Consider the following 25,722-nt stretch of genomic DNA (forward strand, 5'->3'; position numbering starts at 1 on the left):
TGGATCTGCCGGAGGATCATCCCAATGGCAGGCCCTTTCCGGAGCCCAGGTACCGCAGTCATGATAGTCCGTAGCGCTTGATAAGCCTGTAGGTATTGCGTTCACTTATTCCGAGGGCTCGGGAGACCTGGGCCCGCTTGCCTTCGTACTTCTTCATCAGGTAGCCGACATAGCTCTGCTTGAGCTGTTCGAGCGTCGGTTCCGTTGCCCAGGGGATCTCATGCTCATCGGGAGGGGGTGCGTGACTGTCCAGCGCGATGTGACGGCTGCGGATCTCCGGTGCGTTGCCGGAGATGAGGATGGCACGCTCGACAATGTTACGCAGTTCGCGAATATTGCCAGGCCAGTCATAGTCGACCAGCCGGTCAATGGCTTCCGGGCTGAGCTGCTTGTCGACATTGCGAAGGAAATTCCGCCTTTTCAGAAAATGGGTAGCCAGAAGCGGGATATCGTCACGTCGTGCCCGCAGCGGCGGCACCTCGATCACGAAGGCTGCAAGACGATAATACAGGTCACTTCTGTACTTTCCGCCCTGGGCTGCAATGGCGAGGTCGCGATTGGTGGCGGCAACGAAACGGGCGCTGGAGCTGTGATCGGCAGTACCGCCCAGCCTGCGGAAGCGCCCGGTCTCCAGGAGTCGCAACATCTTGGCCTGCAGGCCGGGCGTCAATTCGCCGATTTCGTCGAAGAAGGCCGTGCCGTTCTCCGCGACCTCGATCAGCCCCTCCTTGCGTCGGTCCGCACCGGTAAAGGCGCCGCGTTCATGGCCGAAGACTTCCGATTCGAAGAGATTTTCCTGCAATGTCGAACAATCCACCGGCACGAAATTCCCCGCAGAACGATTGCTCAACTGATGAATGCTCTGCGCCACCAGCTCCTTTCCAACCCCACTCTCGCCCTGTATCAGGACGGTGCAGTCTGTCTGCGCGACGGACTCGACCAGGTGCAGCGTCTCGCGGAAGGCACGGCTCCGCCCGATCATGAGACCGCCGCTCGCAGGATGCAGCTGCGTGCGCACGAAATCATAGGAACGCCTGAGCGAGACCACCTCCAGCGCGCGACTGATCGCAAGCTCAAGCTCCCGCAGGTCCAAAGGCTTGGTCAGATATTCGAATGCGCCTCGGCGCATGGCGCTGACGGCCTGATTGATCGTCCCGTAGGCCGTCAGGACGATCACCGGACACTGCTCGACGACATCTTCTATCGCATCGAGCGAGTCCCTGTCGGGCAGCCTGACATCGAGCAAGGTGAGGACAGGGCTGCGATCGACCAGCATCGCCGCCGCGGTCTGCCAGTCCGGAGCGACTGCGCAGTCAAAACCATGGGCGCCGATCGCGTCGGTCAACATTCGGGCCAGGGTGCGATCATCCTCAACGATCAGAATTGTCCGGCCGTTGCCTTCCAGCTTCATGGTCCATCCGCCCAGGGTATGTGAACGGTGAAGGTCGTACCCTCGCCGAGGCGGGATTCGACCTCGATACGCCCGCCGTGGGCCTTGACGATCTCCCTGCAGATACTGAGGCCCAGCCCCGTGCCCGCCGTGCCTCCCCTGTCGGCCCGACGGCTCCAGAAGGGCTGGAAGATCCGTTCCAGGTGTTCGGGCGAGATACCGCAGCCGGTATCCTCCATGGCGATGAGGACCGTGCCCGCGTCGCATTTCCCCGTCACCTTCAACCGGCCGCCGTCGACCATGGCGTGGAATGCATTCTGGGCGAGATTGAGAACCAGCATCCGCAGGTCGCTGTCACTGCCGATTACCCGCAGGCTCAACGGCAGATCGATGTCGACGGCAATGCCGCGTTGTTCCGCATCGCTGGCCAGGAGCGTCATGACGTCCGGAACAAGCACGGCGAGATCCACCAGAGCGTCATGGCCACGCGTCGGCACCGAGAGCTTCAGGAGCCGATCGGTCACTTCGATGCACTTGTCGATTTCCTCCTGCATCAGATCAAGATAGCTCGACGCATCGACACTTGGCGAGCCGCCCTGCAGGGCCTGAAGTCCGATGCGGATGGAACTCAGGGGATTGCGAATTTCATGGGCGATACCGGCGGCAAGCATTCCCAGCTCCGACAGCTTCTGTTCATGACCGAGCGCCACGTCCTGACTGAGATTGCGGATCGACTCGACCACGCTCAACGGCTCGCCATTGTCATCGACCTCCAGGATCGCTGCCGAAATCTCGACGAACAGCTCATGACCGTCCGACCTCACATGGCGGTGCCTGCAGACGAGACTGTTGCGGCCATTGCCCAGTTCATGCAACGGACAGGTGACCATGGTAGGCGCGCATGGCGTGTCGCACCGATGGCTGGAAGTATGGCAGGGCTGTCCGAGCACGGCATCCGCCGCCAGGCCCTGCTGCTCCAGGAACGCGCGGTTGACCCGTTCGACCCGGTAGTCGCGATTGATGACCCGGATACCATCGGGCACCGCATTGATGAGGGCTTGCAGATAATGCTCGCGGGCGGCAAGGTCGTCGATCTGATGGGCAATGCGCTCGGCCATGCTGTCAAAACTGGAGCCGAGCCGAGCCAGTTCGTTGTGACCGGAAATTGCAGCACGGCTGCGATAGTCCCCCTGGGCGAGCCCCTGACTGGCGGCGCCTAGATATCCCAGGGGCCGCAGCAACAGCCGTTCCAGGGTCAGCCAGAGCGCCAGCATGGCGATTCCGACGACGACCATGCCGGCGGCCCCCATGGTGATGGCACTCAAAAGGGCCGACCGCCGCAGTTCACCCGCGGCATAGTCTACCACCAGGATACCGTTCACGGGATGCGTCGCGATCGGTCCGTGGCAGGTCTGGCATGGCTCCCTGTTGGCCACGGCAACTACGCTCCGCAGGACCTGCCGGCCGTCCTCCCGGCGCGTGAACGCGCCGACCGGGTCGAGATGGCCTTCGGGAAGCGCACATCCATGACACAGTTCGCCGCCAGCAAGATCGTATCGCCGACCGAGATTCTCATGCTCCGACGCGAAGCGTACCTCACCCGAAGGGGCAAGGATCATCACACCGGCAATCTCGCTCTGACGGCCGAGCTGATCGACGATCTCCCTGAGACCGTCGATATCCCGCTTGAGCATGGCGTTTTCGAGCGCTGTCCGCAGCAACTGGCGCACCTGCCCGGCAGCCGCACTGCGTTCATCGGCGAGATGGTCGTGATAGAGCTTGACAAGGATCGCCAGGAACACTGCCGACGCCACCGCGAGCCCGGCCACCAGGGCAGCGACCAACTGCCGGCGCAGGGAACTGGCGAGCCAATGACGCAGCCTGCCCGTGACGCCCCGGAGCCCACGCAACCCGGTTTGCGTCAAGAAGATCCCCATAACCGCATCATCAGCGTATCGGCAGGCAGCGCGTCGGGGGCGATGTGAATCACGGCCGTATCGTCGGGAAGATCGGCGTTGAACAACGCGATGGGGAAAATCAGTGTCAGCGGATGCGCAATGGCGGCCATGCGCGCGATCCAGCCCGAGCGGTCTTCCGCCGAACGGGTCGCCAGCAGCGACTCCACATTCTGCAGCACCAGGCCATTCCTTGCGGCATGTCCCGCGATTGTTTCCTCGATGAGCGACAACGGCAACGTCGCGGGATCGCTGCCGGCCTTCGCCATCACCTCCCGCCTGAAATCGCAGTGATCGAAGCCCGTTGCCTCCGCGAGTGCCCGGATCAGCTCGGGCCGATAGCTCGGCATGGCGACAAAGAGCGCCCGGCCGCTCCCGTTGGCGGCCAGCCAGTCGAACACCGGGTCGAGCCAGTCACTCATGGGTCGACAATGACGGCGCGGGGATTGGCGGCCGGACGCAGCCGGCAGATCCAGCATTGCTCATGCGATGTCGCCTCAAGAGGCTCATGAAAAGACAGGCCACAGACCGTACAACTTCGCTGACTCAAAGACAATCGCGAGTGCGGCGGCGAGACCCACGACCTGATGCTCACGGCACCGGTCTCGCAGACGTCGACGCAAAGGCCACATCCCGTGCAGCGCTCCGCCATGACTTCGTAGGCCGCCTGCTCGCCATCCTCCTGCAGCGCCAAGGCGCCGGTCGGACACATTTTCGCACAGGCATCGCAGCCATTGCACAGGTCCGGCTCCAGCGTCGGACCGAAGACAGCCCGTTCCCCCGGACGGGCCTCCGGCTCGATGAACGCAGCCGCAAGCCGGCCGAACATCGCACGGCGACTGCCGGCGGCACCACGATCGAAGGCCGGTTCGCTGTTTGCCCGCAGCCGGCCGCGCTTGCCGGAGCGAAGACGCTCGACCACCATCGGCCCGGTACCGCGTTCGGCCCAGACCTGTTGGGCAAAGCCGAGAGCTTCGCCGAACATATCCTCGCCATGCCGGCGACAGTCCGTGCAATCCGCATGCTCGATCCACAATCGGCCGATACCCTGCCGCCGCCACTCGTCCAGCTGCCGCCACCCGATCAGGTGAAGGCAGGGCATTTGCGGCCTGTCGTCTTCGCAGGCCACGGCAGCACAGGTGGCCATGGCGAAAACACCGTGCCTGTCCTGACGCTTCTCGATCGGAGTCGATACGGACAGTGCCCGTTGCGGACAGACGCCGACACAGCGGCCGCAACCATCACAGAGCTCCCCGTCAAGCTCCGGACCGGCAGTGGTCATCGTCCATGCCTTGCTGGGACATGCCTGCGCACAAGCCGCGCACTCGGACAACGGGCTCATGCAGGCGACGCACTGGTCGCGATCGAGGCGGGGAGGTTCGCTGACGGGTGGCCACGGCGTCTGCCCGCCAACCTTAAGCGCCGGCATGGACTACCAGCCGGGTCCGACGCCAGGCATGTAGGGCTGCGGTGCAGGTGCCGCTGCCGGCTGGCTGTCGGGCTTGATTTCGACGACCTCGCGCTCCAGACCCGTGATCGCTTCCACGAGATCCCGCAACTGCTCAAGATAGTCCGACGTCAGAACGGCGAGCCCGGCGAAGAACGGCGTCCTGCAGCGCGCGGCTACCCGCTCGGCAAAATCGGGTATCCAGCGCAAGGCGTGCCGGTCGAGGAAACGTGCCAGATCCACGAGACTGTAGTCCGTTGCGGTGCGCGCCAGATGCGCCATGAAACGGAGCTGAACGACCAGATGATCATCTGATCGCTGCCGCCAGTCGGTAGCTTCCAGCCCGTAATGAGCATACCATTCGCGCACCTGAAACATCGGTTCCTGACAGACCAGGTGATCCGGATCGAGCCAGGGCGACTCGGCAGGCGAGGCATGCAGGCCATGCACCAGGTAGATATCGGCGTAGTCGGTGGCGAGCGTATCGAGGCTCTCCCGGTCGACGGGCCGCGGCAACTCGCCCAGCGCATGGTCGAACACGGCCGCACCACCACTGTCACCCAGTGGCAGGGCGAACCATTCGGCGATCGGAGATTGTCGAAGCTCGTCAACGAGTGTCCGGTCGGGTTCGCGATCATGCAACCGGGCAAGCGTCTCAAGATCCTCGGCAAGTTCCTGCCACACGGCCCGGTCGATGACAGGAGGGCGTTCCGATGTCGCGGTCGTCATCTCAGACCTTGCCCTTGGAATGCGGAACGAAGACGATCGACGGGTTCGTCAGCTCCGGGTCGGCCATCGTCTTGACCTGCCGGACCACCTGATCGTTCGGGCCACGTGCCTTGGTCTGATAGGTGCCGTCGCGAAGCTGGTCGATGGGACCGATGTCGAGCACCCGCATCATGCAGGCCATGACACAATAGGGTTTGCGCCCGGCTTCCAGCTCGTCGATGCACATATTGCATTTCTTGACGGTCTCGCTTTCCGGATCCCATTGCGGCGCGCCATAGGGACATGCGGCCTCGCATCGCCGGCAACCGATGCAAAGGGTACTGTCGATGTCGACGACACCGTTTTCCTTGTGCTTCCAGATCGCACCGGTCGGACAGGCCGGAAGGCAGGCCGGCTCGGCGCAATGGTTGCAGGACATGTTGACCTTGTAGGCATAAACCTCGGGATAGGTTCCGCCCTCGATATACTGCACCCTGCGAAACCGCGGACCGGGTGCCAGGCCGTTCTTGTCCTTGCAGGCGATTTCGCAAGCGCGGCAACCGATGCAGTCGACATTGTTGTGGATGAATCCGAACTGCTCGTCCGGCACGACCGGCACATAGGCCTCGCGCTTGCGCTTCGCCACGTTCTCCTTGATCTTCGCCTTGTCGACGTTCTGGTTCGCCATGTCGTTTCTGCTCCCTCAGAGATCGCGACGGAAGACGGCGCTGCGCGACGTGGCCAGCATGTCCCATCCCGGTTTGTGTTCGAGGTCGGTCTTGCGAATGCCGGCAAGCACGGTGTTGTAGGCAAACGCACCAGCCGGACTGGGGTTGTCGAGGGTGAGGAAATCCGGATTGCCGGCCCGATCCACGCCATCGCCGTCGAGGTCCATCCATGCTCCCTCGAACAGCACCGCAACCCCCGGCATGCACCGCTCGGTCACATAGACCGGCACGACGCAGGTCCCGCGGTCATTGTAGACCTCGACGACATCTCCCGTACTCACGCCCAGACGCCTTGCATCCGACGCATTCATCGTGACCTCCTGCTGGTAGGTCTCGCGCAACCACGGGATGTTATAGAAGATCGAATGGGTGCGCCAGCGGGGATGCGGACTCACCACATGGAACGGGAAGCGCGACGTCTCGGGACTGTTGAGCGACTCCCACGGCTCGATCCATTTCGGAATGGCCGGAATTTCATAGCCATACTGGGTCCGCGTCCAGTCCGTGGTCTGACCGAGCGTGGTCGAGAAGATCTCGATCTTGCCGGATGGTGTCTCGAAGGGCTGCCCCTGCTCGATCTGCGCCCGGAAGGCAATATGCGGTTCCGACAGGATGAACTTGTAGATCCCGCGCTGCTTGAACTCCTCCCAAGGCATCTCGACGTTCTGGTGGTGCATGACCTTCTGCTCCCACCACTCGCTGAGATACGCCTCGTCCACTTCGGTCGGGTCATCGAAATAGGCACGGGTCGCCTTGGGATTGTATCCCTCGCCAAATCCGAGCCGGTAGGCCATCTCGGTGAAGATCTGGAAATCCGACTTGCTTTCGCCCATGGGCTGGATAACCACAGGGCGATGGATGTAATAATGTCCCTTGTACCAGGGCAGGGCGACATCGTGGCGCTCGAAATGCGTGGCCACCGGCAGCAGGTAATCGGCCCATAGCCCCGACGGGGTGATGGTCGAATCCATGCAGACCACGAGATCGAGCTTCTTGATCGCCTCGATCTCCTTGTTGATGTTGGTCAACTGGTTGAACCAGTCCGACCCCTGCCAGAAGATGCCCCGAATGTTGGGTGCCACTCCATCGAACTGGTCGTTTCGCGGCCACAGCCCGATCTCCTCGCGGCTCACATCGGGATAGTTGAGCACACAGTGCGCCCACCGGTCCGACTTGATCGAGGCGTACCAGACATTGGCGAACTGGTCGTAGGGATAGGCCACCGCCTCCGCATGCCAGGCCTTGCCGACACCCTCCGCGCAACCGCCAAGCTTGCCGATGTTGCCGGTCATCGCCTGCAATGCAGCGGCCATGCGATTGTACTGCTCGCCATAGGCGTTGCGCCCCGGCGCCCAGCTTGCCTTGAGCGCGGCGGGTTTGGTGGTGGCATACATGTGTGCCAGCTTGGCGATGTCGCTGGCCGATACGCCGCAGATCTCCGCGGCCCATTCCGGCGTCTTGGGCTGGCCATCGGACGTTCCGAGAATATAGTCCTTGAAACTTTCCCGTCCCTGCGCCCAGCCCGGCATGGTACCGGCATCCATGCCCTGCACGAAACGGTCGATGAAATCCTGGTCGTGCAGGTTGTTGGTGAAGATATAGTGCGCCATGCCGGCCATCATCGCGGCGTCGGTGTTGGGCCGGATCGGGATCCACCACGCATCGTAGCAGGCCGCACTGTCGGTATATTGCGGGTCGATGCAGACGAACTTGCAGCCACGCTGCTTCGCCAGTCTCATATAGTAGAACGTATTGCCGCCGTGGAAGGTATAGGCCGGGTTCCAGCCCCACATGATGATCAGCTTCGAATGCGCAAACGTATCGTCCTCGTTACCATCCTGGATAGTGCCGAAGGTGATGCGCGAACTGAACGTCGTGCCCTGGTAGGACGGCACCGACCATGAACTGGTGCGGCACCCGAACATGCCCAGGAAGCGGCCGAGCAGGCCCTCGATCTGGTCCGACTTGTGCAGGACACCGTAGGATGCGCCGGCATAGCTCTGGTCGAGCAATGCCTGCGGGCCGTAGGTATTGCGGATTTGCACCATCTTCTCGGTGATCTGGGTAAGCACCTCGTCCCAGGATGCCCGGCGGAACTTGCCCTCGCCGCGCTCACCGACGCGGATCATCGGATAGAGAAGACGCTCGGGAGAATAGAGCCTGACGCGGTAGGAACGGCCGCGCAGACACGCCCGCACCTGCGGTTTCTCCTCCGTATCGGTTCCCCAGGCATCGCCCTGATAGCTACCATTGTCGGTCGACAGCCGGACGATCACGTCACCCTTCTTGTGCGCCACCAGCATGTGTCGCGAACCGCAATTGTGCGCACAGCTCGTGACGACGGTCTCAAGCTCGTCATCGACCGGATAGGGCTCGTAGGCGAACGCCCTGGCTTCCTTCGGTGCCGTCGTCTGGACCAGGCCGCTCGCCACACCGGCGGCAGCGCTGGACTGCAGGAAGCGGCGGCGTCCCATGTTGAAATGTCTGGACATATCCATGAACTGGGTTCCCTCGCTTCAGTTCTGCTCAATTTGGTAGCGCGGATCGGATACGGTCGGACGATCGACGGCCCAATCGGGCACCTCTTCGGGCATGTCCGGCCAGGGATGGCGCGGATACGGATAGGAGATGCGATACCAGGCGCGACCGCCATGGCAACCGTAACAGACGTCCGAGCTTGTCTGCGCCAGTTCCTCGATACGATCGGCATGCAGATAGGTCACCTGATGCCGGACGGTGCGGAACAGGTCGGTGTGACAGGTCAGACAGCCATTCTCGCCCTCCTCGAATTCGAAATTCTCCCGAACCTCGGGCCAGGCCCCATCCACGCCTTCCATGTTGGCATAGGGAAAACTGCCATGGCAGCGCAGGCACGTGTCCGATGGATTGACCATCTTGCGCAACGTAAAAGCCGGCATGTCACCATCCGGGCCCGTGGATGCGAGCTGGGTGCGACCGTCCTCAAGAGGTGTCTGCGCCGATTCCTCGCGCGGATCGTCGCCCTTGTGACAAAAATTGCAGGAGAGGTTCATGACCTCCTTGGCATAGTCGCTCGACATATGCCTCTGGTGAAAGGTCTCCTGATCACCGGCATAGGTGTCGAGTGTCTGGTACCAGGCGAGCGACTGGTCGGCGCGCACGCCAGCCGGCGATTCCTCACTGACCTGCCGGTCAAGGATCTCGGAATGGCAGACGAGGCATTGCTCGTCCCGTGCCGTGTCGATCGCCGGCGAAAAATGCAACGGATCCCACACGGCCTGTTCATAGCTGGCAGTCGCCGCGCGGGCCTTCACCGCCTTGAGCACCTCGGCTGCCGCTGCATCCTCGGCCTTGCGTTCCTGCTCCCGAACGACCGCCCGAACGGCTTCATCGGCCATCTGCCGGGCAATTTCAGCCGCCGCGGTCTCCGTCGCATTGCGCGCGACCTCGGCCGCCTGACCGGCAGCAGCCTTGGCTTCCTCGGCAGCCGCCGTCGCCGTTGCAGCCGCATCCTCGGCACGGGTTACAACAGGCATCACGGCGTCCGTGGCAATCTGGGCGGCCTCGCGACGGGCAGCGTCCTCCGCTTCGCCAACTTCCCAGTGACTGACTATACGAACCATGAACCAGGCAAGGCCCAGAACAAGGACCAGACTGGCTCCAATTACTGCAATCGACGTCTTGCTGTTCATGAAACGGACTACCCGGCCATGCAGGAAAAGGCCGGGTGGCCCGGGTCAGATCAGGCCACCCGACGGAAGGAACCGGGAGGCTCACGCGACCGAGCCCCGGTTCTGGCGATTCGTCGCTAGTTCGACGAACCGCTCATGCCACCCATGCCGCCCATGCCAGACATGCCACCCATGCCCGACATGCCGCCCATACCGGACATGCCACCCATACCGGACATGCCACCCATGCCCGACATTCCAGACATGCCGCTCATGCCAGTTGGGGCACCGAACGACCACTGGGTGCAGGTCCAATTTCCACCAGCGGGTGCTCCCGCCATGCCGGACATTCCAGACATGCCACCCATGCCGGACATTCCCGACATGCCGCCCATACCGGACATGCCGCCCATTCCCGACATGCCACCCATACCGGACATGCCGCCCATGCCAGACATTCCCGACATGCCACCCATACCGGACATGCCGCCCATGCCAGACATTCCCGACATGCCACCCATACCGGACATGCCATCCATGCCGGACATGCCACCCATGCCGCCCATGCCTGACATGCCACCCATACCGGACATGCCACCCATGCCGCCCATACCGGACATGCCGCCCATGCCTGACATGCCACCCATACCGGACATGCCGCCCATGCCACTCGGCGGGCCAACCATGGTCCACTGGGTGCAGACCCAGTTACCGATCTGGTTTCCGCTCATGCCGGACATGCCGCCCATGCCTGACATTCCCGACATGCCACCCATACCGGACATCCCCGACATGCCACCCATACCGGACATCCCCGACATGCCACCCATGCCGGACATCCCCGACATGCCACCCATACCGCCCATGCCGGACATTCCCGACATACCCTGGGCGGAAGCTGCGAGCGGTGCCGCCAGCAACGCAACAGTACATGCCGTTGCGAGCAGGTTTTTCAGCTCTCTCTTCACAGTCATTCCTTATCTCCTCACCTGGCGCTCGAACGTTATGGAGGCTCGAGCGTACGACTTCAGGCGCCTCCCGGCCCGATCGTCGGCACGAATGGCCGGACGAATTTGCGAAATTCAGTTGGCGGTTTCCCCGGGCGCGCCATACAGGCCGCGAATGTCATAGCGGCCGGGCACGTTGGGATGGATGAACGGCGTGTACCAGACCCCCTCATCCTCAAGGAAACCGAGGCTTTCGGGAATCGGAGCGCTAATGCCGCGAAGGGCATTGGCATACCATGCCTCGCCATGATCGACCGTAGTAATGACCGGCGCACCAGCTGGCCGAAGACTCGGCTCAACCCCGGCTATCTCCTCGGCGGACGCCTGGCCGGCGAATCCACCTGTCAGACAGGCGACAACCGCCGCCCCGAAAATCTGCTTGACCCTTGAGCCTTCCATTGCCCTGTCCCGCGATTGGCTTTTGCCTATACACCAGCAAATGTCGTGCCAATTGGGACGAAACATCTTAACTTTATGATTTTACTGGAAGAGTTCGCAGATCGCCCTGTATCCGGCAACCATCCCGAACCTGACAAAATGTCAGATACGATACAACCCTGATATCATCTCATTGGTTTCAAGTAATAATTCCCGCACATGACAAAATGTCATGACATGACAAAATGTCATGCAGGGTCCGGCATTGCGCCACGCTAGAACCTTTTCCCATCAAATGGACCATTGATCCAGATCAAAAACGTCTGGACACTTTGAAGCTCTTATATGCGTGAATGTCATATGGGCGCGAATGTCATGGGTGCGGTTTCGCCGCGCCTCGACATGTCATGGCATTGTATTCTACAAATGTAGAATTATGTCGTGGTGCAGGTGCTGTTTTCACACCTCAGGAGGATGTCATGGTCGGTCTCAAGGAAAAGCAATCCGAGTCCAATGCAGCCGGGAACAGTCTGCCGAATGACGTGTTCTCACAGGCCCTGTCTTATTCGATCGACGCCATGCAGCGTTCGATCCTTTTCTGCGATGCGATGAGGCAACGCGCGGCCCAGCACGAAAGGCAAAGCGCCCTCGAAGCTCCCAACGTACTCGATTACGCTTGTGAACTCGTCCTCGACGGCCGCAATCTTCCCCGGCCGGTGAATTACGCCCTGGTGCGCATCAAGCCGCCGGAAGGTACGGAAGTCGACGATCGCAAGAGGCCTTTTGTTGTCGTCGATCCCCGTGCGGGGCATGGCCCCGGTATTGGAGGTTTCAAGTCGGACAGCGAGATCGGCGTGGCGATGAAGGCCGGCCATCCCTGTTATTTCATCGGGTTCAGGCCCATGCCAGAGCCCGGCCAGACGATTTTCGACGTCGCCGAAGCGGAAGCGGTGTTCCTGCGCGAGGTGATCGAACGGCATCCCGATGCCCAGGGGCTGCCCTGTGTCGTCGGCAATTGCCAGGCAGGCTGGGCAATCATGATCGTCGCGGCACTGCATCCCGACCTGTTCGGCCCCATCATCATCGCCGGCGCCCCGCTGTCGTACTGGGCCGGCGTACACGGGAAGAACCCCATGCGCTACAGCGGCGGCCTGCTCGGCGGCAGCTGGCTCACGGCCATGACCAGCGACCTGGGCCATGGAATTTTCGACGGCGCCTGGCTGGTCAAGAACTTCGAGGCGCAGAATCCGGCCAATACCTTCTGGTCGAAGCAGTACAATCTCTATTCGAAGATCGATACCGAGGTGCCACGTTATCTCGGTTTCGAACGCTGGTGGGGTGAAAAGACCCTGCTTAACGGCGAGGAAATGCAGACCATTGTCGATGATCTCTTTGTCGGGAACAAACTCGCGACGGGTGAGATTCAGGCCCCGAACGGCGATATTGTCGACCTGCGGGAGATCCGTTCCCCCATCGTCGTATTCTGCTCGAAGGGGGATAACATCACCCCGCCACAACAGGCGCTCGACTGGGTTCTCGACCTGTACGAAGATGTCGACGACATCCGCAGGCATCAGCAGACGATCGTCTACACCATCCACGAGTCGGTCGGTCATCTGGGCATTTTCGTGTCGGCCGGTGTCGCGCGCAAGCAGCACGACGAATTCGTCCACAACATCGACCTGATCAACATCCTGCCGCCGGGCCTCTACGAGGCGGTCTTCGAGCCGGTGGACGAGCATACGGCCAATGCCGATCTGGTATCCGGTCAGTGGGTCATGCGTTGCGAGGCGCGGAGCTTCGCCGATATTCGGGCACTGGGTGGCAACAGTATCGACGACGAGCATTGCTTCGAGGCGGCAGCCCGACTTTCGGAAGAAAATCTCGCCCTGTACCGGACTTTCGTCCAGCCCTGGCTCCGGCCGATGATCACCGAGCCCATGGCCGAGGCGATGCGGCAGATGCATCCGTTGCGCGTCCAGTACATGGCCACACCGGGACACCGGGCTTTCGATGGCGTGCTGGAGCAGATGGTCGGGCAGGTCGAGGAGAATCGCCAGCCCGCCGGGGAAGGAAACGTCTTCACCGAGGCCGAGAAGAAGGTGTCGAATTCGATCGTCGAAGGTTTCGAGGCCTGGCGGATCTTTGCCGAGCAGATGGCCGAAAAGACCTTCTTCGCGGTCTTCGGCAACCCGCTGCTACAGTCCCGGCTGGGCATCGATCCCGCATCGAGCGAGAGACCGCGCAAGGCCGCCAAGAGCCCGCACCATAAAAAACTCGTCGATCAGGAGATTGCTTCCCTGAAGGCACGGGTGACCGATGGCGGTCTTCGCGAGGCGTTCATCCGTTCGCTCCTGTATGTCGGTCTCGCCGAGAGGAAGGTCGACGAGCGGACCTTTTCCTTCATGCGTCACCTGTGGCACCAGCAGAAGCAGACGAGCAACCTCGACCTCGAAGCATTCCGCCGCCTGGTGCGCGAGCAGTTCTTCATGCTCGAAATCGATGAGAAGGCGGCGCTGGCGGCCATCCCCGGCATGCTGCCCGAAGATGCTGCCGAGCGACAGGCGGCATTCGATATCATCGGGCAGATCATCGAGGCTGGCAGCCCGCTCAGCAAGAAGGGCGAGGAGCGGCTGGCAGAACTCGTCGAATGGTTCGACCTCGGGTCCAAACCGTCGGGCAGGAGCAGGAAGCAGCCCGCGGCAACCGGCAACGGGACCCACCCGGCGACCCTGTCGGACGAAAAGGCCAGGACGGCTCCCGGCAAGACGGCACGAGGTGCCGCACGATGAACGAAGGTGTCGAAGGGCAGTCCGGACACTCGAAATACAACCGACTCATCGAGGCGGCCAAGGCAATGACCGCGCCGACGGTCATCGTCGCGCACCCCTGCGACAAGACCTCGTTGCAGGGGCCGCTCGATGCCGCAAGGGCGGGAATCGTGAAGCCCGTCCTTGTCGGCCCGCAGGCGCGCATCGTCGATATCGCGAAAAAGAACGGTATCGACATTGACGGCATCGAGATTGTCGACACGCCGCACAGCCACGCGTCGGCGGCACGGGCCGTCGAGCTCATCCGGCAAGGCAAGGGCACCCTCCTGATGAAGGGCAGCCTGCATACCGACGAGCTGATGAGCGAAGTGACATCGTCGGCGAAGGGCCTGCGGACCGAACGTCGCATCAGCCACGTCTTCATCATGGATGTCCCGGGCCATCACGAGACCCTGTTCATCACCGACGCGGCCATCAACATCTTCCCGGATCTCCTGTCCAAGCGCGACATTATCCAGAACGCTGTCGATCTCTGGCAGGGGCTGGCTCTCGGGCGACCGCGAGTGGCCATCCTGTCTGCGGTCGAGACGGTCACGCCGCGCATTCCCTCGACCATCGAGGCAGCCGCCCTGTGCAAGATGGCCGATCGCGGCCAGATCACCGGCGCAGACCTGGACGGGCCGCTCGCCTTCGACAATGCAATCGACCCCGAGGCCGCCCGGATGAAGGGGATCCAGTCGACCGTGGCGGGCCGGGGCCAGATCCTCGTCGTGCCCGATCTCGAAGCCGGGAACATGCTGGCCAAGAACCTCACATTCCTTTCCCATGCCGACGCGGCGGGAATCGTGCTGGGGGCCCGGGTGCCGATCGTTCTCACCTCACGGGCGGATTCGGTGCGCACACGACTGGCTTCTTGCGCCATCGCCTCCCTCTATGCCGCCGCCATACTGAAGTCGACGAAGGTTTCCGCATGACCGCACGGAAGTCCGTTCTTGCCGTCAATGCCGGCTCATCGAGCCTCAAGTTCCGGATCTTCACCATCGACAACGGCTCGCCGGAATGCCGGATCCGCGGCCAGATGGACGGTATCGGGGTAAAGCCGCACCTCGCGATCCACGATGTCGACGGAACCGTCATGGTCGATGAAACGTTCGATGCGGCGACGATCGCGACCCTGCCCGACGCGATCGTCCGCGTTTCCGACTGGCTGAAGACGCTCGAAGGTTTCGAATTCATCGGTATCGGTCATCGGGTCGTGCATGGCGGGCCGAACCATGACCGTCCGGTGCTGGTGGACGACAGGGTGCTGGAGGAACTGCGGGTCTACCAGGATCTGGCGCCATTGCACCAGCCCAACAACCTGGCACCCATCCGCCTCGCCATGGAGATGGTTCCGGGCATCCCCCAGGTCGCGTGCTTCGATACCGAATTCCACCGGCACCGCGAGCGCTCGCGCGACTGCTATGCGCTCCCCGGCGCCCTATACGAAGAGGGAGTCCGGCGTTACGGCTTCCATGGCCTGTCCTATGCCTACATCGCCGGGACGATGAGGACCGGCATGCCCGAACTGGCGAAAGGACGGGTGATCGTCGCCCATCTGGGCAGCGGCGCTTCCATGTGCGCGCTGAGCAACGGCAGGAGCATCGAGACCACCATGGGCTTCTCGGCCATCGATGGCCTGCCCATGGGAACCCGCAGCGGCCAGCTCGATCCGGGCGTGGCCCTCTATCTCATGCAACACAAGGGGATGAGTGCCGACGAGATATCGTCACTGCTCTATCACGATTCCGGCCTGCGCGGCCTGTCGGGCATTTCCAGCGACATGCGCGTTCTCGAAGCCAGCGACGACCCGCGCGCGGCCCTCGCCATCGAGCATTTTGTCTATCGGGCCGTGCTCAACGCCGGCATGCTGCAGGCCGCCCTGGGAGGACTGGATGCGATCGTGTTCACCGCCGGCATCGGCGAGCACTCCCCTTCCATCCGGGCGCGCATCGCCGATGGCCTGCGCTGGGCCGGCCTCGAACTCGACCCGGCTTTGAACGACTCGGGCAAGGGGCGTATTTCGACCGACGGCAGCAAGATCGCCGCTTTCGTCATCCCGACCGATGAGGAGATGATGATCGCCCGTGCCGTGGTGTCACTGGTCGCCGAACGGTGATTTCAATCCTTCCGGGAAGAACCGCATGACCGCGTTGGAAAGTACCTCGTCCCTCCTCGCCGGACGCAAGGGGCTTGTCGTCGGCATTGCCAACGACCGGTCGATCGCCTGGGGATGCGCCCGGGCCTTCCGCAGGTTTGGCGCCGAGGTGGCGGTCACCTACCTCAACGACAAGGCCCGGCCGCACGTCGAACCCCTCGCACGGTCCATCGATGCCGGCATCTTCATGCCGCTCGACGTGTCGGTCGAAGGGCAGATGGAGGCCGTGTTCAGGACGATCGGGGACGAGTGGGGCCGCCTCGACTTCCTCGTTCACTCGATCGCGTTCGCGCCGCGCCAGGCGCTCCACGGTCGCGTGGTCGATGTCGATCGGGCGGATTTCGCGAAAACGATGGAGATTTCCTGCTGGTCGTTCATCCGCATGGCGCATCTGGCCGAACCGCTGATGAAGGACGGCGGGGCAATGTTCGCCATGAGCTTCTTCGGTGCTCAAAGCGTGATCGATCACTACGGCATCATGGGTCCGGCCAAGGCGGCTCTGGAAGCCTCCGTCCGTTACCTGGCCGCCGAACTGGGTCCCGAGGGCATTCGCGTCCATGCGGTTTCGCCGGGGCCCCTGGCGACGCGGGCGGCATCGGGAATAGCCGAGTTCGACGAGCTGATGGCCAGGGCGCAGGCCAAATCGCCGGCCCGCTCGCTGGTCGATATCGACGACGTCGGCATCGCGACGGCCTTTCTCGCGCATGACGCGGCCCGGCACATCACCGGCCAGACGATCTTCATCGATGGCGGCTATCACATCATGGGATAGCCGCATGTCAACGAGACGCGGGGATAAGGACCCATCGGATATACCTTCCCAGCACCGCGACATTCCTGACGAATACATGGAAGGGACAGGATGAAAAAGGCCACCTCGTCAATGACAGCGGTCCCGGACATTCCCGAAGATCTGGAAAAGGCGGATCTGCAGACCGTCTACACGAGGCTGAAGACTTCGACGGATGGCCTTTCCACTGCCGAAGCCGGATCCCGACTGGAAACATATGGCCGCAATGAGCTGATCCAGAAAGATGCCAGCGATCTGGAGAAATTCCTCCGGTTCTTCTGGGGACCCATCGCCTGGATGATCGAGGCCGCGGCGGTCCTGTCGCTGCTCATGGGGCATTGGGCGGACCTCGCCATCATCCTGGTCCTTCTTCTCTACAATGCCGTGTCGGGCTTCTGGCAGGAGCGCAAGGCCTCGGATGCGCTGGCAGCGCTGAAGGCCGGAATGGCTCCAAGAGCAACCGCCTTGCGCGACGGGAATTTCTCGACCATCGACGCCGGTGAGATCGTGCCCGGCGACATCATCCGCATCAAGCTCGGCGAAGTGGTGCCCGCCGACGTGCGTTTCGTCGATGGTGACTATATCAGCATCGATCAGGCTGCCCTCACGGGCGAATCCCTGCCTGTCGACAAGAAGATCGGCGATGCGGGCTATTCGGGGAGTATCGCCAAGCAGGGAGAAATGACCGCTGTCGTGATCGCGACCGGCAACGCGACCTTCTTCGGTCGCACGGCCAGCCTGGTGGCCTCCGCCGGTGGCGGGGCATCGCATTCGCAGCAGGCCACCACGCAGATCGGCGATTTTCTCATCCTGGTTTCCATCGCCCTCTGCACGATCCTCGTCGGTTTCCAGCTCTACCACGATTTCGTGCTGCAAAGCCGATGGGCATGGTCAGACCTCGCCGACATCGCCCGCGAAGTTCTCGTCCTGCTGATTGCCTCCATCCCCGTGGCGATGCCCACGGTGATCACCGTCACCAACTCGCTCGGTGCCCAGGCGCTGGCGCGAAAGAAGGCCATCGTCTCGCGGCTCGAAGCCATCGAGGAACTGGCCGGCGTGGACATCCTCTGTTCGGACAAGACCGGCACTCTGACCAAGAACAGCCTGACGCTCGGCGATCCGATCCTGTTCGATGCCGGTTCGGCCGACGAGCTGGTTCTCGGTGCCGCACTGGCCTCGGAAAAGGGCAGCGAGGATGCGATCGACAAGGCGATCAGTGCCGGACTAACGGATTCCCGTGTCCGCGATACCTATCAAGTGATGAAATTCACACCTTTCGATCCGGTCGGGAAACGGACCGAAGCGGCCGTCACCGATGCGCAGGGCAGGGCCATGCGTTTCAGCAAGGGTGCGCCGCAGGTCATCGTCGACCTGTGCAGACTCGATGCCGAAACGGCGGAAAGGGCCGCCGGGGCCGTGGCGGATCTGGCCGCCACCGGATTGCGGGCGCTCGGCGTCGCTCGCTCGGCCGACGACGGCCGGAGCTGGGACTTCCTCGGCATCCTGTCGATGCTGGACCCGCCCCGCGACGATTCGCGGGAGACCATCGAGCACGCCAAGCAGCACGGGCTCCAGGTCAAGATGGTCACCGGCGACGATGTCGCCATCGGCAGCCAGATTTCCGGGCAGCTCGGCATGGGGACACATCTCGTCGCGGCCGCGGACATGTTCACCAGGGACATGGACATGAGCCACCTGCCCGAGCCGATCACCCTGAACGTGGAACGGGCCGACGGGTTCGGCCGGGTGTTCCCCGAGCACAAGTATGGCATCGTGCATGCGCTGCAGGATCGCGGGCACGTGGTCGCCATGACCGGCGACGGTGTCAACGATGCACCGGCGCTCAAGCAGGCCGATTGCGGCATCGCCGTGGGCGGGGCCACCGATGCCGCCCGTGCCGCGGCGGCCCTCATTCTCACCGCCCCCGGCCTCTCGACAGTCATCGACGCCATCGACGAGTCGCGACGGATCTTCGAACGGATCATCAACTACGTCCTGTTCCGCGTGGCGATGACGCTCGACATCATGTTCGTGGTGGTCCTGGCGACCCTTACCTTCGGCTTTTCGCCGCTCACCGCCGTCATGATCATCCTGATCGCCCTTCTCGACGACATCCCGATCATGACCATCGCCTACGACAACACCCTGCTGTCGAAGGAACCGGTCCGCTGGCGGATGCGCCGGCTGCTGCTGGTCTCGGGATTCATGGGCCTGATGGCCGTGGCCCAGACCTTCGGCCTGCTGCTCGTCGGCATGAAGTGGTTGCACGACCCGCAGTGGCAGGCGTGGATCCCGCTGGCCCGGGAGCAGGTCCAGACGGCCATCTTTTTGCAGATCGTCGCCGGCGGGCACCTCTTGCTGTTCGTCATGCGTTCGCGGGCGTCGATGTTCGCGCGGCCGTGGCCGGCCATGCCGCTGGTCGTGGCCATCATCGGCACCCAGATCGTCGCGGTTCTCATCTGCGGGTTCGGGTGGTTCGTGCCGGCCCTGCCCTGGACCGTCATCGGTCTGGTGTGGCTCTACATGCTGGTCTGGATGGTCTTCCTCGATGGTATCAAGCTGATCCTCTACAGCCGGCTGAAGGAGGACCACGGCAGACCCAACTGGTATCGGAGGTTCCTGCGCGAGCGGCATGCGCCACATACCGGATAGGACCATCATGATACCACGCGAAGCCGGCGATGGAGCCGGCGCGCGAGCAGGATGGCGCAGACGGCCAGGCCAAGGGCAAGACCGAACCAGATGCCGCGCCCCTGCAGCGAGGTGTGCAGGCCGAGGAACCACGCGCAGGGCATGGCAACGCCCCAGTAGCCGAATGCCGCGATCCACATGGGAACGCGGGTGTCCTGCAACCCCCGCAGGACATGGGCGGCCGTGACCTGCATGCCATCGACGATCTGGAAGGCGGCGGCCACCGCGAGATAGCTGCCGGCAAGCGCCATGACCGTCGAGGACGCATCGCTGCCGTCGAGGAACGGGCGTACCAGAAGTCCGGGCACCAGCCAGAAGGCCAGTCCGGTGCAGCCCATGAAACCCGTCGACAGGAGCATGGCGGCCCAGCCGACCCGCGCGAGGCGATGCCGTTCGCCGCGGCCGTCGACGATCCCCACCCTCGCGGTGGCCGCCTGACCGACACCGAGCGGCACCATGAAGGTGATGGATGCGAGCTGGATGGCGATCTGGTGTGCCGCGAGCTCAAGAGTGCCGATGAGCCCCATCAGCTGTGCCGTGCCGGCGAATACGGCAACCTCCAGCACGATCATCATGCCGATGGGCAGTCCCAGGCGGTGAAGTTCGAGGAAAGTCGACCAGTCGGGCCGCCAGAAGCGCGAGAACAGCGCGTGTCGGCGGAAAGGCCGGCGGCGGCTGCAATGAACCGAGATGCCGATGGCCATGGCGGCGTTGGAAAGCGTGGAACCGATGGCGGCGCCGAGCACGCCGAGTGCGGGGATCGGGCCGGCGCCGAAGATGAGGATGCCGTTCAGGACGGCATTCAGCGGAATGGCCAGCAGGGTGAGGAGGAGAACGGCCCGTGTCCGCTCAAGGGCGGTGAGATAGGAGCGGAGGACGTTGAACAGGAGGATGAAGAACAGCCCCGGAAGGACGCCGCGGGTGTAGAGCTGGGCGTGCGCCGCGAGATCCGCATCCTGTCCGATCGCCGAGAAGATGGTGCCGGAAAACCAGAAGACCGGCGCGCACAGCATCGTCTGGAACAGGGCCATCCAGACACCCTGGCGGACCACGCGACGGATCTGCCGGGTCTGATGGCGCGCCCGGGCCGCTGTCACCAGCGGCGTGACCGCCAGCCCGATCCCGACGCACAGGAGCATGAGCGGCTGAAAGATGCTGAGCGCGAGCGCCACCGCCGCCAGCGCCTTCGGCCCGGCGTGACCGAGCATGAGCATGTCGGTGGTGGCGATGGCGATACCGCCGAGATTGGCGAACACCAGCGGCAGGGCCAACTGCGCGAGCTGGCCGCACTCCCGCATCATGGCGCCGAAGTCGGACCTCGCCGGGCGCATCGACGCCTGCATTGTCGTCTCTCTGAGGCACGGGTTTGACATTCAAGCGGCAGGCCGCCGCCTTGGCTCAAGCAGCCGCTCATACACCGCACCGGGAATCCTGGCCAGTGCGGAATGCCGGCCGCCGGGCCCGCCCCTACGCCACCTCGCAAGCCGGACGCTGATCCACGGGCTCTGTTGCAAAAACCGGGTAGATCGCGGAGATTCGGCTCGGACATGGAACAAGGGCTGAACAGTTGAGCGTTTTCAAAGGTCGTCATTATCCGGGCGAGGTCGTGTCGTGGACGGTTCGCTGGTACTGCCCGGTACGGGATCAGCTACCGCGATCTCGCGGAGATGATGACCGAGCGTGGCATGCCTGTTGATCATTCTACGGTCTATCGCTGGGTCCAGCGTTATGCGCCGGAGATGGAAAAGCGCTTGCGCTGGCAATGGCGAACTCCCCAGTCGACAAGCTGGCGGATCGACGAAACCTACATCAAGGTTGGCGGCAAATGGGAATGTCATCATGAGCGCAAAGATGATCAAAAGCAGGATGCTGACCATTCTTGCAGCAATGGCTCTCACGTCTTCATGTGGATTTGCAGCACTGCATCAAGCGGCTCAGGGGACAGGCGTCACCCATCCCGTCAAGGCGCGCGAAGTTCTGCATCCCGACCTTCTCGCCCTGCTCACGGATGAGGAAATCCAGACTGTCGAAGCCGTGATGAACCGGCAGACTGGGAAAAGACGCATTAATATTTCAAGCATGTTTGCACGTAATATTTTACCGGAAACGCAATCAAAGCCTTCATATCCTATCAACGTTGAAAACATACAGGACTGTGAGAAATGCCCGAAGTTGGCAGTCATTCTGGCAGGATCCTTCGATCGCAAGCCAATCCTTTTACCTGGCGTGACCTACACTTGGGCATATTTCCTTTCTTGTTCCGACTCTAGCTTCAATGACGATATTGCCAAAAAAACATTCGAATTTTGTTCGGATGAATATTTGAAATCAAGGAATATATTTCGTGACAAATCGGGCAATTATCCTGGCTTAGAGTGCATTGAATACATCAATCATTCATATGGCGTTCGAGAATGTTCAAGAAGAAGATCTGAAAAATTTCCTCCGAACCATTTCATTCCAATGAATTCAGAGATGATAAAAATCAATAAATTCGCGATTGGAATATCTGAAGTTAACATTGATCAATTTCGTCAATTTGTTAAAGAAACAAATTGGTATAGCAATTGGAAGTGCAATGTCAGCTTTTATAAAAATCATGAAAAAATTGGATCCAGAATGATTAGTTGGGATCAATATTCATCGAGTTCGATTTCAATCCGCGGATCAGAAGATTTTGAGCAACTTATTTTGGAAAATGCACCTCGTGATGATGAGCCAGTTCGATGCGTGGGGTATGATGATGCAGCTGCTTATGCTCGATGGTTGAGCGAGAAAACTGGTCAGACCTACCGTCTGCCATCACAGCTTGAATGGCAGTATGCGGCTCGTGCGGGAGCTGAAACACCCTTTTGGTGGGGATGGCGAATGGTCGAGGGTAGAGACGATTTTGCCTACGACGAACGTCTTCCAGCCATTCAGGGCTGGCCCAGCCCATATGGCTTGTATGGCATGTACGGAAGAACCACGGAGTGGACGGCCGATTGCGTTCTGAACGTTGATCCGAAAACGCTGAGAACGCTGCAGCCTTATCTCTCTGGCGACACTCCTGGTTTCAAAACCCACTCGGTCATCAATAAGCCTGATCACTTGTGGGTTTCTTTGCTTAGAAGCGACTTTCCCCCATCAATTGCCGATCAGTGGCCCGGCGGTTACTGGCGCAAAGACGGAAAAGCTCGGACCGAACCCGCTGATTGCTTATACCGATCTACCAGTGGAAAGACGTATTTTAGCACTGCAGGTTGGCAAAGCTGGCATGCAGCGCCGATTTTCAGAGATCCAGACGATCCCAAACCAACAAACGGTTTTCGCGTCGCGCGTGATCTGAACTAACATTACAGTTGCAATTTTGAATTGACATGGCACTGCCTTGCTATGGCTTGATGGGCGCGTCGCCAGACTGACCATGCGATGATCTCGGCGGGTTGGATTTGGCGTTGCGCCATTTTGTTCGCGATGCGGCGAATTTCCTGTATCGACCAGCGGATCAGCGCTGGAGTTGTATCTGTTTGATCCTTCGCAGCGTTTTTGGGGGTGGCGTGACGTTTGCATGATGGCGGATCACGGCGGCCATCGCAAAGGCCAGCATGACCAGCGAAACATGACGGTGCCAACCATGCCAGGAACGCGTTTCGTTGTGGTCGAGCCCCAGTTCATTCTTGGCGGTTTCGAAGCTGTCCTCAATCGCCCATCGGTGACCCTCGATCCGGGCGAGGGTTTCCATGGAGGTTCCCTGTGGGCACCAGGTTGTGAAGTATGAAGTATCGCCATCGGCAATGTTGCGGCGGATCAGAAGGCCGCGGGTCCATGTGCCGTGGAAGTCAGCGCCAAAATCGCCCGCATCGAGATCCGCGAGGTCGAGATAGGCCCAGTCGTGCAGCCTTGCGCCTTTTGTACCTGCCCCCGACGAGAGGCGTTGCCACGCATCCTCGGGCAGGGCAGCGGCAATTTCCTTGGCTGTGCCGGATACCGGGGAAGACTTGCCCCGGGAAGTGAAGCCATGATTGGAACTGACGCCAAGGACATAGCCCTTTCCCGCGCGCCGCAGGGCCATTTCGATGTTTCCCACCCCGTAAATGCTGTCGGCCGCCACCCATGAGAACGGGACATCCGCCGCGAGCGCGCGTTGGATCATGGCGCGTGCAAGGGAGGGTTTGGTCGCGAATTCAATAGCCTCTGGCACATGGGCTTTGCTCCGCCACCCCGGATCATCCGCCCATGCCTTCGGCAGATACAGCGCCCGATCAACGAACGCATGCCCATGACAAGAGACATAGGACGCAAAGACGCCGATCTGGCAGTTGGTGATTTTTCCGGCGGAACCGGTATATTGCCGCGCCACCCCACAGGACGCGTGACCCTGCTGCTGGAGAAGGCTACGCCCCGTTCCTGCCGCATCTCGACAACTCACCCGCGGCATTGATCGAAACCGGCTGGAACATCGCATCGGCGATGGTCAATGCGGATCTGACCGATCTGGATGACTGCGTTACCAGACTGGGCCCCTGCGCCCGATCACTGAACGCGGCGCGCTCGGCGGTGGAAATGGCATTGCTCGACCTTGCAGCACGGGCGCGGGGGAAGTCTGTCGTTCAATTGCTGGGCGGCGAAGCCCGTACCATTGAGGTTCCAAGGATCATTCCGGTGAAATCTCCGGCGCGAATGGCCGAACTGGCTGGCGATTATGCCGGCCAAGGCTATCACGCGCAGAAACTGAAGGCGACGGGAGATATCGACGCCGACGTGGAACGCGTTACTGCTGTGCGGGCTGCGGTCGGTGCTGCAATTGCGTTAACGGTCGATGCGAACCAGGGGTATGACATGGCGGGTGCCCTGGCCTTCGAACGGTGTCTGAGACCGCTGGACGTATGGTCGATCGAGCAGCCGGTTCCGGCCACCGACCGGGAAACGCTGGCAGCTCTGCGACGGGAGGCGCGGGTGCGCATCGAGGCGGATGAAGGATTGTTCACGCACGCCGATCTCGATGACGTGCTTGCTCGCGAGGCGGCAGACAGCATCAGCCTCAAACTGGCCCGGTCAGGCGGCCTGTTGCCATCTCGATCCATGGCGCTGGCAGCCACGTGCAAGGGCGTCCATGCACGGCTCGGGACAGCCTTTGGCGGTCCTCTGGTCACGCTCGCCTCGGCCACGCTCGCAGGTCTGGCCGAAGTCTCGGGCCCCGCGGAATGCGCCGAATTCACCCATTTCGACGACATGGAGCACGAAGCACCGCAGATCAACGACGGCCTGTTGCAACCAGGCGAAGGAGCAGGATTCGGTCAGCACCGCATCGTCCCCTGGCCGTCACCCTGGTTCGATTGACGTCGGGGCTCAAAGGATCTCCGTTTCAAAGATCGTTGCCGGCGGTGGCGGGCGGTGGCGCTTACCCTCGCTCTTGAGCTCGCGCAGATAGGCAAGCGAGCCGACCGTCACCTTTTCCATGAGCCGCATCAGCTCGCAACGGTCATCCTCGCTCAGCTGGGAAAGCATGTGACGGTTGCGCTCGCGCGATGCCTTGAGAACGTCGCGCACCAGACGCAGTCCCTTCGGCGACAGGCGAAGATGAACACTGCGCTTGTCGTCCGGATTGATTTCGCGGGCGATGAAACCTCGTTCCTCGAGCGCGGAAACCGTGCGGCTCATCTGACTTTTCTGGACACCTGCACGCTTGGCCAATGTGTGGAGCGGCGCAACGCCGAGGAAATCCAGAACAGCCATCGCCCGCCAGTCATGGATGTTGATGCCGAAAGAGGGCTTGATCTCAAGCAGGGCTATGCGCGTCGAGAGTCCTGCAAGGCGTTGCAGATTGTAGGAAAAAAGATAACGGATATCGTCGTCATCTTGCCCGATGCCATCAACTCTTTCCTTTATGCTCATATTTGTCCTTTTCTCTATCAAACGATATCGTTGATATTGTATATTATATTGTTGAAAAGACAAAGTGTTCAAGATACGTGCAAAAATTCGTCTAACCCAAGCTGTTACAGATAAATCCGTGGTAGGTTACGTT

At 61.6% G+C, this 25,722-nt stretch carries 19 protein-coding genes and 2 pseudogenes; 8 read left to right on the plus strand and 13 right to left on the minus strand.

Annotated elements, in window-relative coordinates:
• Positions 1–58 precede the first annotated feature (58 nt).
• The 10 genes from H6851_20160 to H6851_20205 form a co-directional block, all read right to left on the minus strand.
• Positions 59–1,411, minus strand: a complete 1,353-nt coding sequence (locus tag H6851_20160) for a sigma-54-dependent Fis family transcriptional regulator (protein ID MCB9945923.1) — start codon at positions 1,409–1,411, stop codon at positions 59–61.
• Positions 1,408–3,315 (minus strand): HAMP domain-containing protein, encoded by a 1,908-nt coding sequence (locus H6851_20165; GenBank protein MCB9945924.1) that lies wholly within the window; start codon positions 3,313–3,315, stop codon positions 1,408–1,410. The genes H6851_20160 and H6851_20165 overlap by 4 nt, the downstream gene beginning before the upstream one ends.
• Positions 3,312–3,767: a hypothetical protein gene (locus H6851_20170; GenBank protein MCB9945925.1), complete on the minus strand. Its 456-nt coding sequence runs from the start codon at positions 3,765–3,767 to the stop codon at positions 3,312–3,314. Before H6851_20170 ends, H6851_20165 begins: the two co-directional genes overlap by 4 nt.
• Positions 3,764–4,774 carry a 4Fe-4S binding protein gene (locus H6851_20175; GenBank protein MCB9945926.1) on the minus strand — a complete coding sequence of 337 codons (1,011 nt, stop codon included), beginning with the start codon at positions 4,772–4,774 and terminating at the stop codon, positions 3,764–3,766. The genes H6851_20170 and H6851_20175 overlap by 4 nt, the downstream gene beginning before the upstream one ends.
• Before the next feature lie 3 nt (positions 4,775–4,777).
• Entirely contained in the window at positions 4,778–5,521 is a 744-nt protein-coding gene (locus H6851_20180; protein MCB9945927.1) for a molecular chaperone TorD family protein, read from the minus strand.
• A gap of 1 nt (position 5,522) precedes the next feature.
• The gene (locus H6851_20185; GenBank protein ID MCB9945928.1) at positions 5,523–6,188 is read right to left on the minus strand and encodes a 4Fe-4S dicluster domain-containing protein; all 666 of its coding nucleotides are present in this window, start codon (positions 6,186–6,188) and stop codon (positions 5,523–5,525) included.
• 15 nt (positions 6,189–6,203) lie between these two features.
• A complete protein-coding gene (locus H6851_20190; protein ID MCB9945929.1) occupies positions 6,204–8,726 on the minus strand; it encodes a molybdopterin-dependent oxidoreductase in 2,523 nt (840 codons plus the stop codon).
• An 18-nt stretch (positions 8,727–8,744) separates the two neighbouring features.
• Positions 8,745–9,899 (minus strand): hypothetical protein, encoded by a 1,155-nt coding sequence (locus H6851_20195; protein MCB9945930.1) that lies wholly within the window; start codon positions 9,897–9,899, stop codon positions 8,745–8,747.
• Between the two features lie 116 nt (positions 9,900–10,015).
• A complete protein-coding gene (locus H6851_20200) occupies positions 10,016–10,852 on the minus strand; it encodes a hypothetical protein (protein ID MCB9945931.1) in 837 nt (278 codons plus the stop codon).
• Positions 10,853–10,960: 108 nt separating this feature from the next.
• On the minus strand, positions 10,961–11,284 hold the full coding sequence (locus tag H6851_20205) for a hypothetical protein (GenBank protein ID MCB9945932.1): 324 nt from the start codon (positions 11,282–11,284) through the stop codon (positions 10,961–10,963).
• A 458-nt stretch (positions 11,285–11,742) separates the two neighbouring features.
• Here H6851_20205 and H6851_20210 point away from each other — a divergent pair, with 458 nt between their 5' ends.
• The 5 genes from H6851_20210 to H6851_20230 all read left to right on the plus strand — a co-directional run bounded on the left by H6851_20210 (position 11,743) and on the right by H6851_20230 (position 19,673).
• Positions 11,743–14,055, plus strand: a complete 2,313-nt coding sequence (locus H6851_20210) for a DUF3141 domain-containing protein (protein MCB9945933.1) — start codon at positions 11,743–11,745, stop codon at positions 14,053–14,055.
• Positions 14,052–15,008 carry a phosphate acetyltransferase gene (locus tag H6851_20215; GenBank protein ID MCB9945934.1) on the plus strand — a complete coding sequence of 319 codons (957 nt, stop codon included), beginning with the start codon at positions 14,052–14,054 and terminating at the stop codon, positions 15,006–15,008. The genes H6851_20210 and H6851_20215 overlap by 4 nt, the downstream gene beginning before the upstream one ends.
• Positions 15,005–16,192 (plus strand): acetate/propionate family kinase, encoded by a 1,188-nt coding sequence (locus H6851_20220; GenBank protein ID MCB9945935.1) that lies wholly within the window; start codon positions 15,005–15,007, stop codon positions 16,190–16,192. Before H6851_20215 ends, H6851_20220 begins: the two co-directional genes overlap by 4 nt.
• Before the next feature lie 25 nt (positions 16,193–16,217).
• Positions 16,218–17,003, plus strand: a complete 786-nt coding sequence (fabI, locus tag H6851_20225) for an enoyl-ACP reductase FabI (protein ID MCB9945936.1) — start codon at positions 16,218–16,220, stop codon at positions 17,001–17,003.
• A gap of 90 nt (positions 17,004–17,093) precedes the next feature.
• On the plus strand, positions 17,094–19,673 hold the full coding sequence (locus tag H6851_20230; protein MCB9945937.1) for a plasma-membrane proton-efflux P-type ATPase: 2,580 nt from the start codon (positions 17,094–17,096) through the stop codon (positions 19,671–19,673).
• A 5-nt stretch (positions 19,674–19,678) separates the two neighbouring features.
• Here the strand turns inward: H6851_20230 and H6851_20235 are convergent, their stop codons facing one another.
• Positions 19,679–21,043 (minus strand): MATE family efflux transporter, encoded by a 1,365-nt coding sequence (locus tag H6851_20235; GenBank protein MCB9945938.1) that lies wholly within the window; start codon positions 21,041–21,043, stop codon positions 19,679–19,681.
• 236 nt (positions 21,044–21,279) lie between these two features.
• Between H6851_20235 and H6851_20240 the strand changes: the two are divergent.
• Both H6851_20240 and H6851_20245 read left to right on the plus strand, forming a co-directional pair.
• Positions 21,280–21,541 (plus strand): annotated as a pseudogene (locus tag H6851_20240) (IS6 family transposase).
• On the plus strand, positions 21,441–23,045 hold the full coding sequence (locus H6851_20245; protein ID MCB9945939.1) for an SUMF1/EgtB/PvdO family nonheme iron enzyme: 1,605 nt from the start codon (positions 21,441–21,443) through the stop codon (positions 23,043–23,045). Before H6851_20240 ends, H6851_20245 begins: the two are co-directional and overlap by 101 nt.
• A gap of 154 nt (positions 23,046–23,199) precedes the next feature.
• On the opposite strand, the pseudogene H6851_20250 reads toward H6851_20245, so the two are convergent.
• Positions 23,200–24,078, minus strand: a pseudogene (locus tag H6851_20250) (IS701 family transposase).
• Positions 24,079–24,131: 53 nt separating this feature from the next.
• Here H6851_20250 and H6851_20255 point away from each other — a divergent pair.
• Entirely contained in the window at positions 24,132–25,034 is a 903-nt protein-coding gene (locus H6851_20255; GenBank protein ID MCB9945940.1) for a mandelate racemase/muconate lactonizing enzyme family protein, read from the plus strand.
• Positions 25,035–25,043: 9 nt separating this feature from the next.
• On the opposite strand, the gene H6851_20260 is transcribed toward H6851_20255, so the two are convergent.
• Positions 25,044–25,589, minus strand: coding sequence for a MarR family transcriptional regulator (locus H6851_20260; GenBank protein ID MCB9945941.1), 546 nt, complete (start codon positions 25,587–25,589; stop codon positions 25,044–25,046).
• Positions 25,590–25,722: the final 133 nt, after the last annotated feature.

This window comes from Geminicoccaceae bacterium (assembly GCA_020638465.1).
Lineage (GTDB): Bacteria > Pseudomonadota > Alphaproteobacteria > Geminicoccales > Geminicoccaceae > JAGREO01.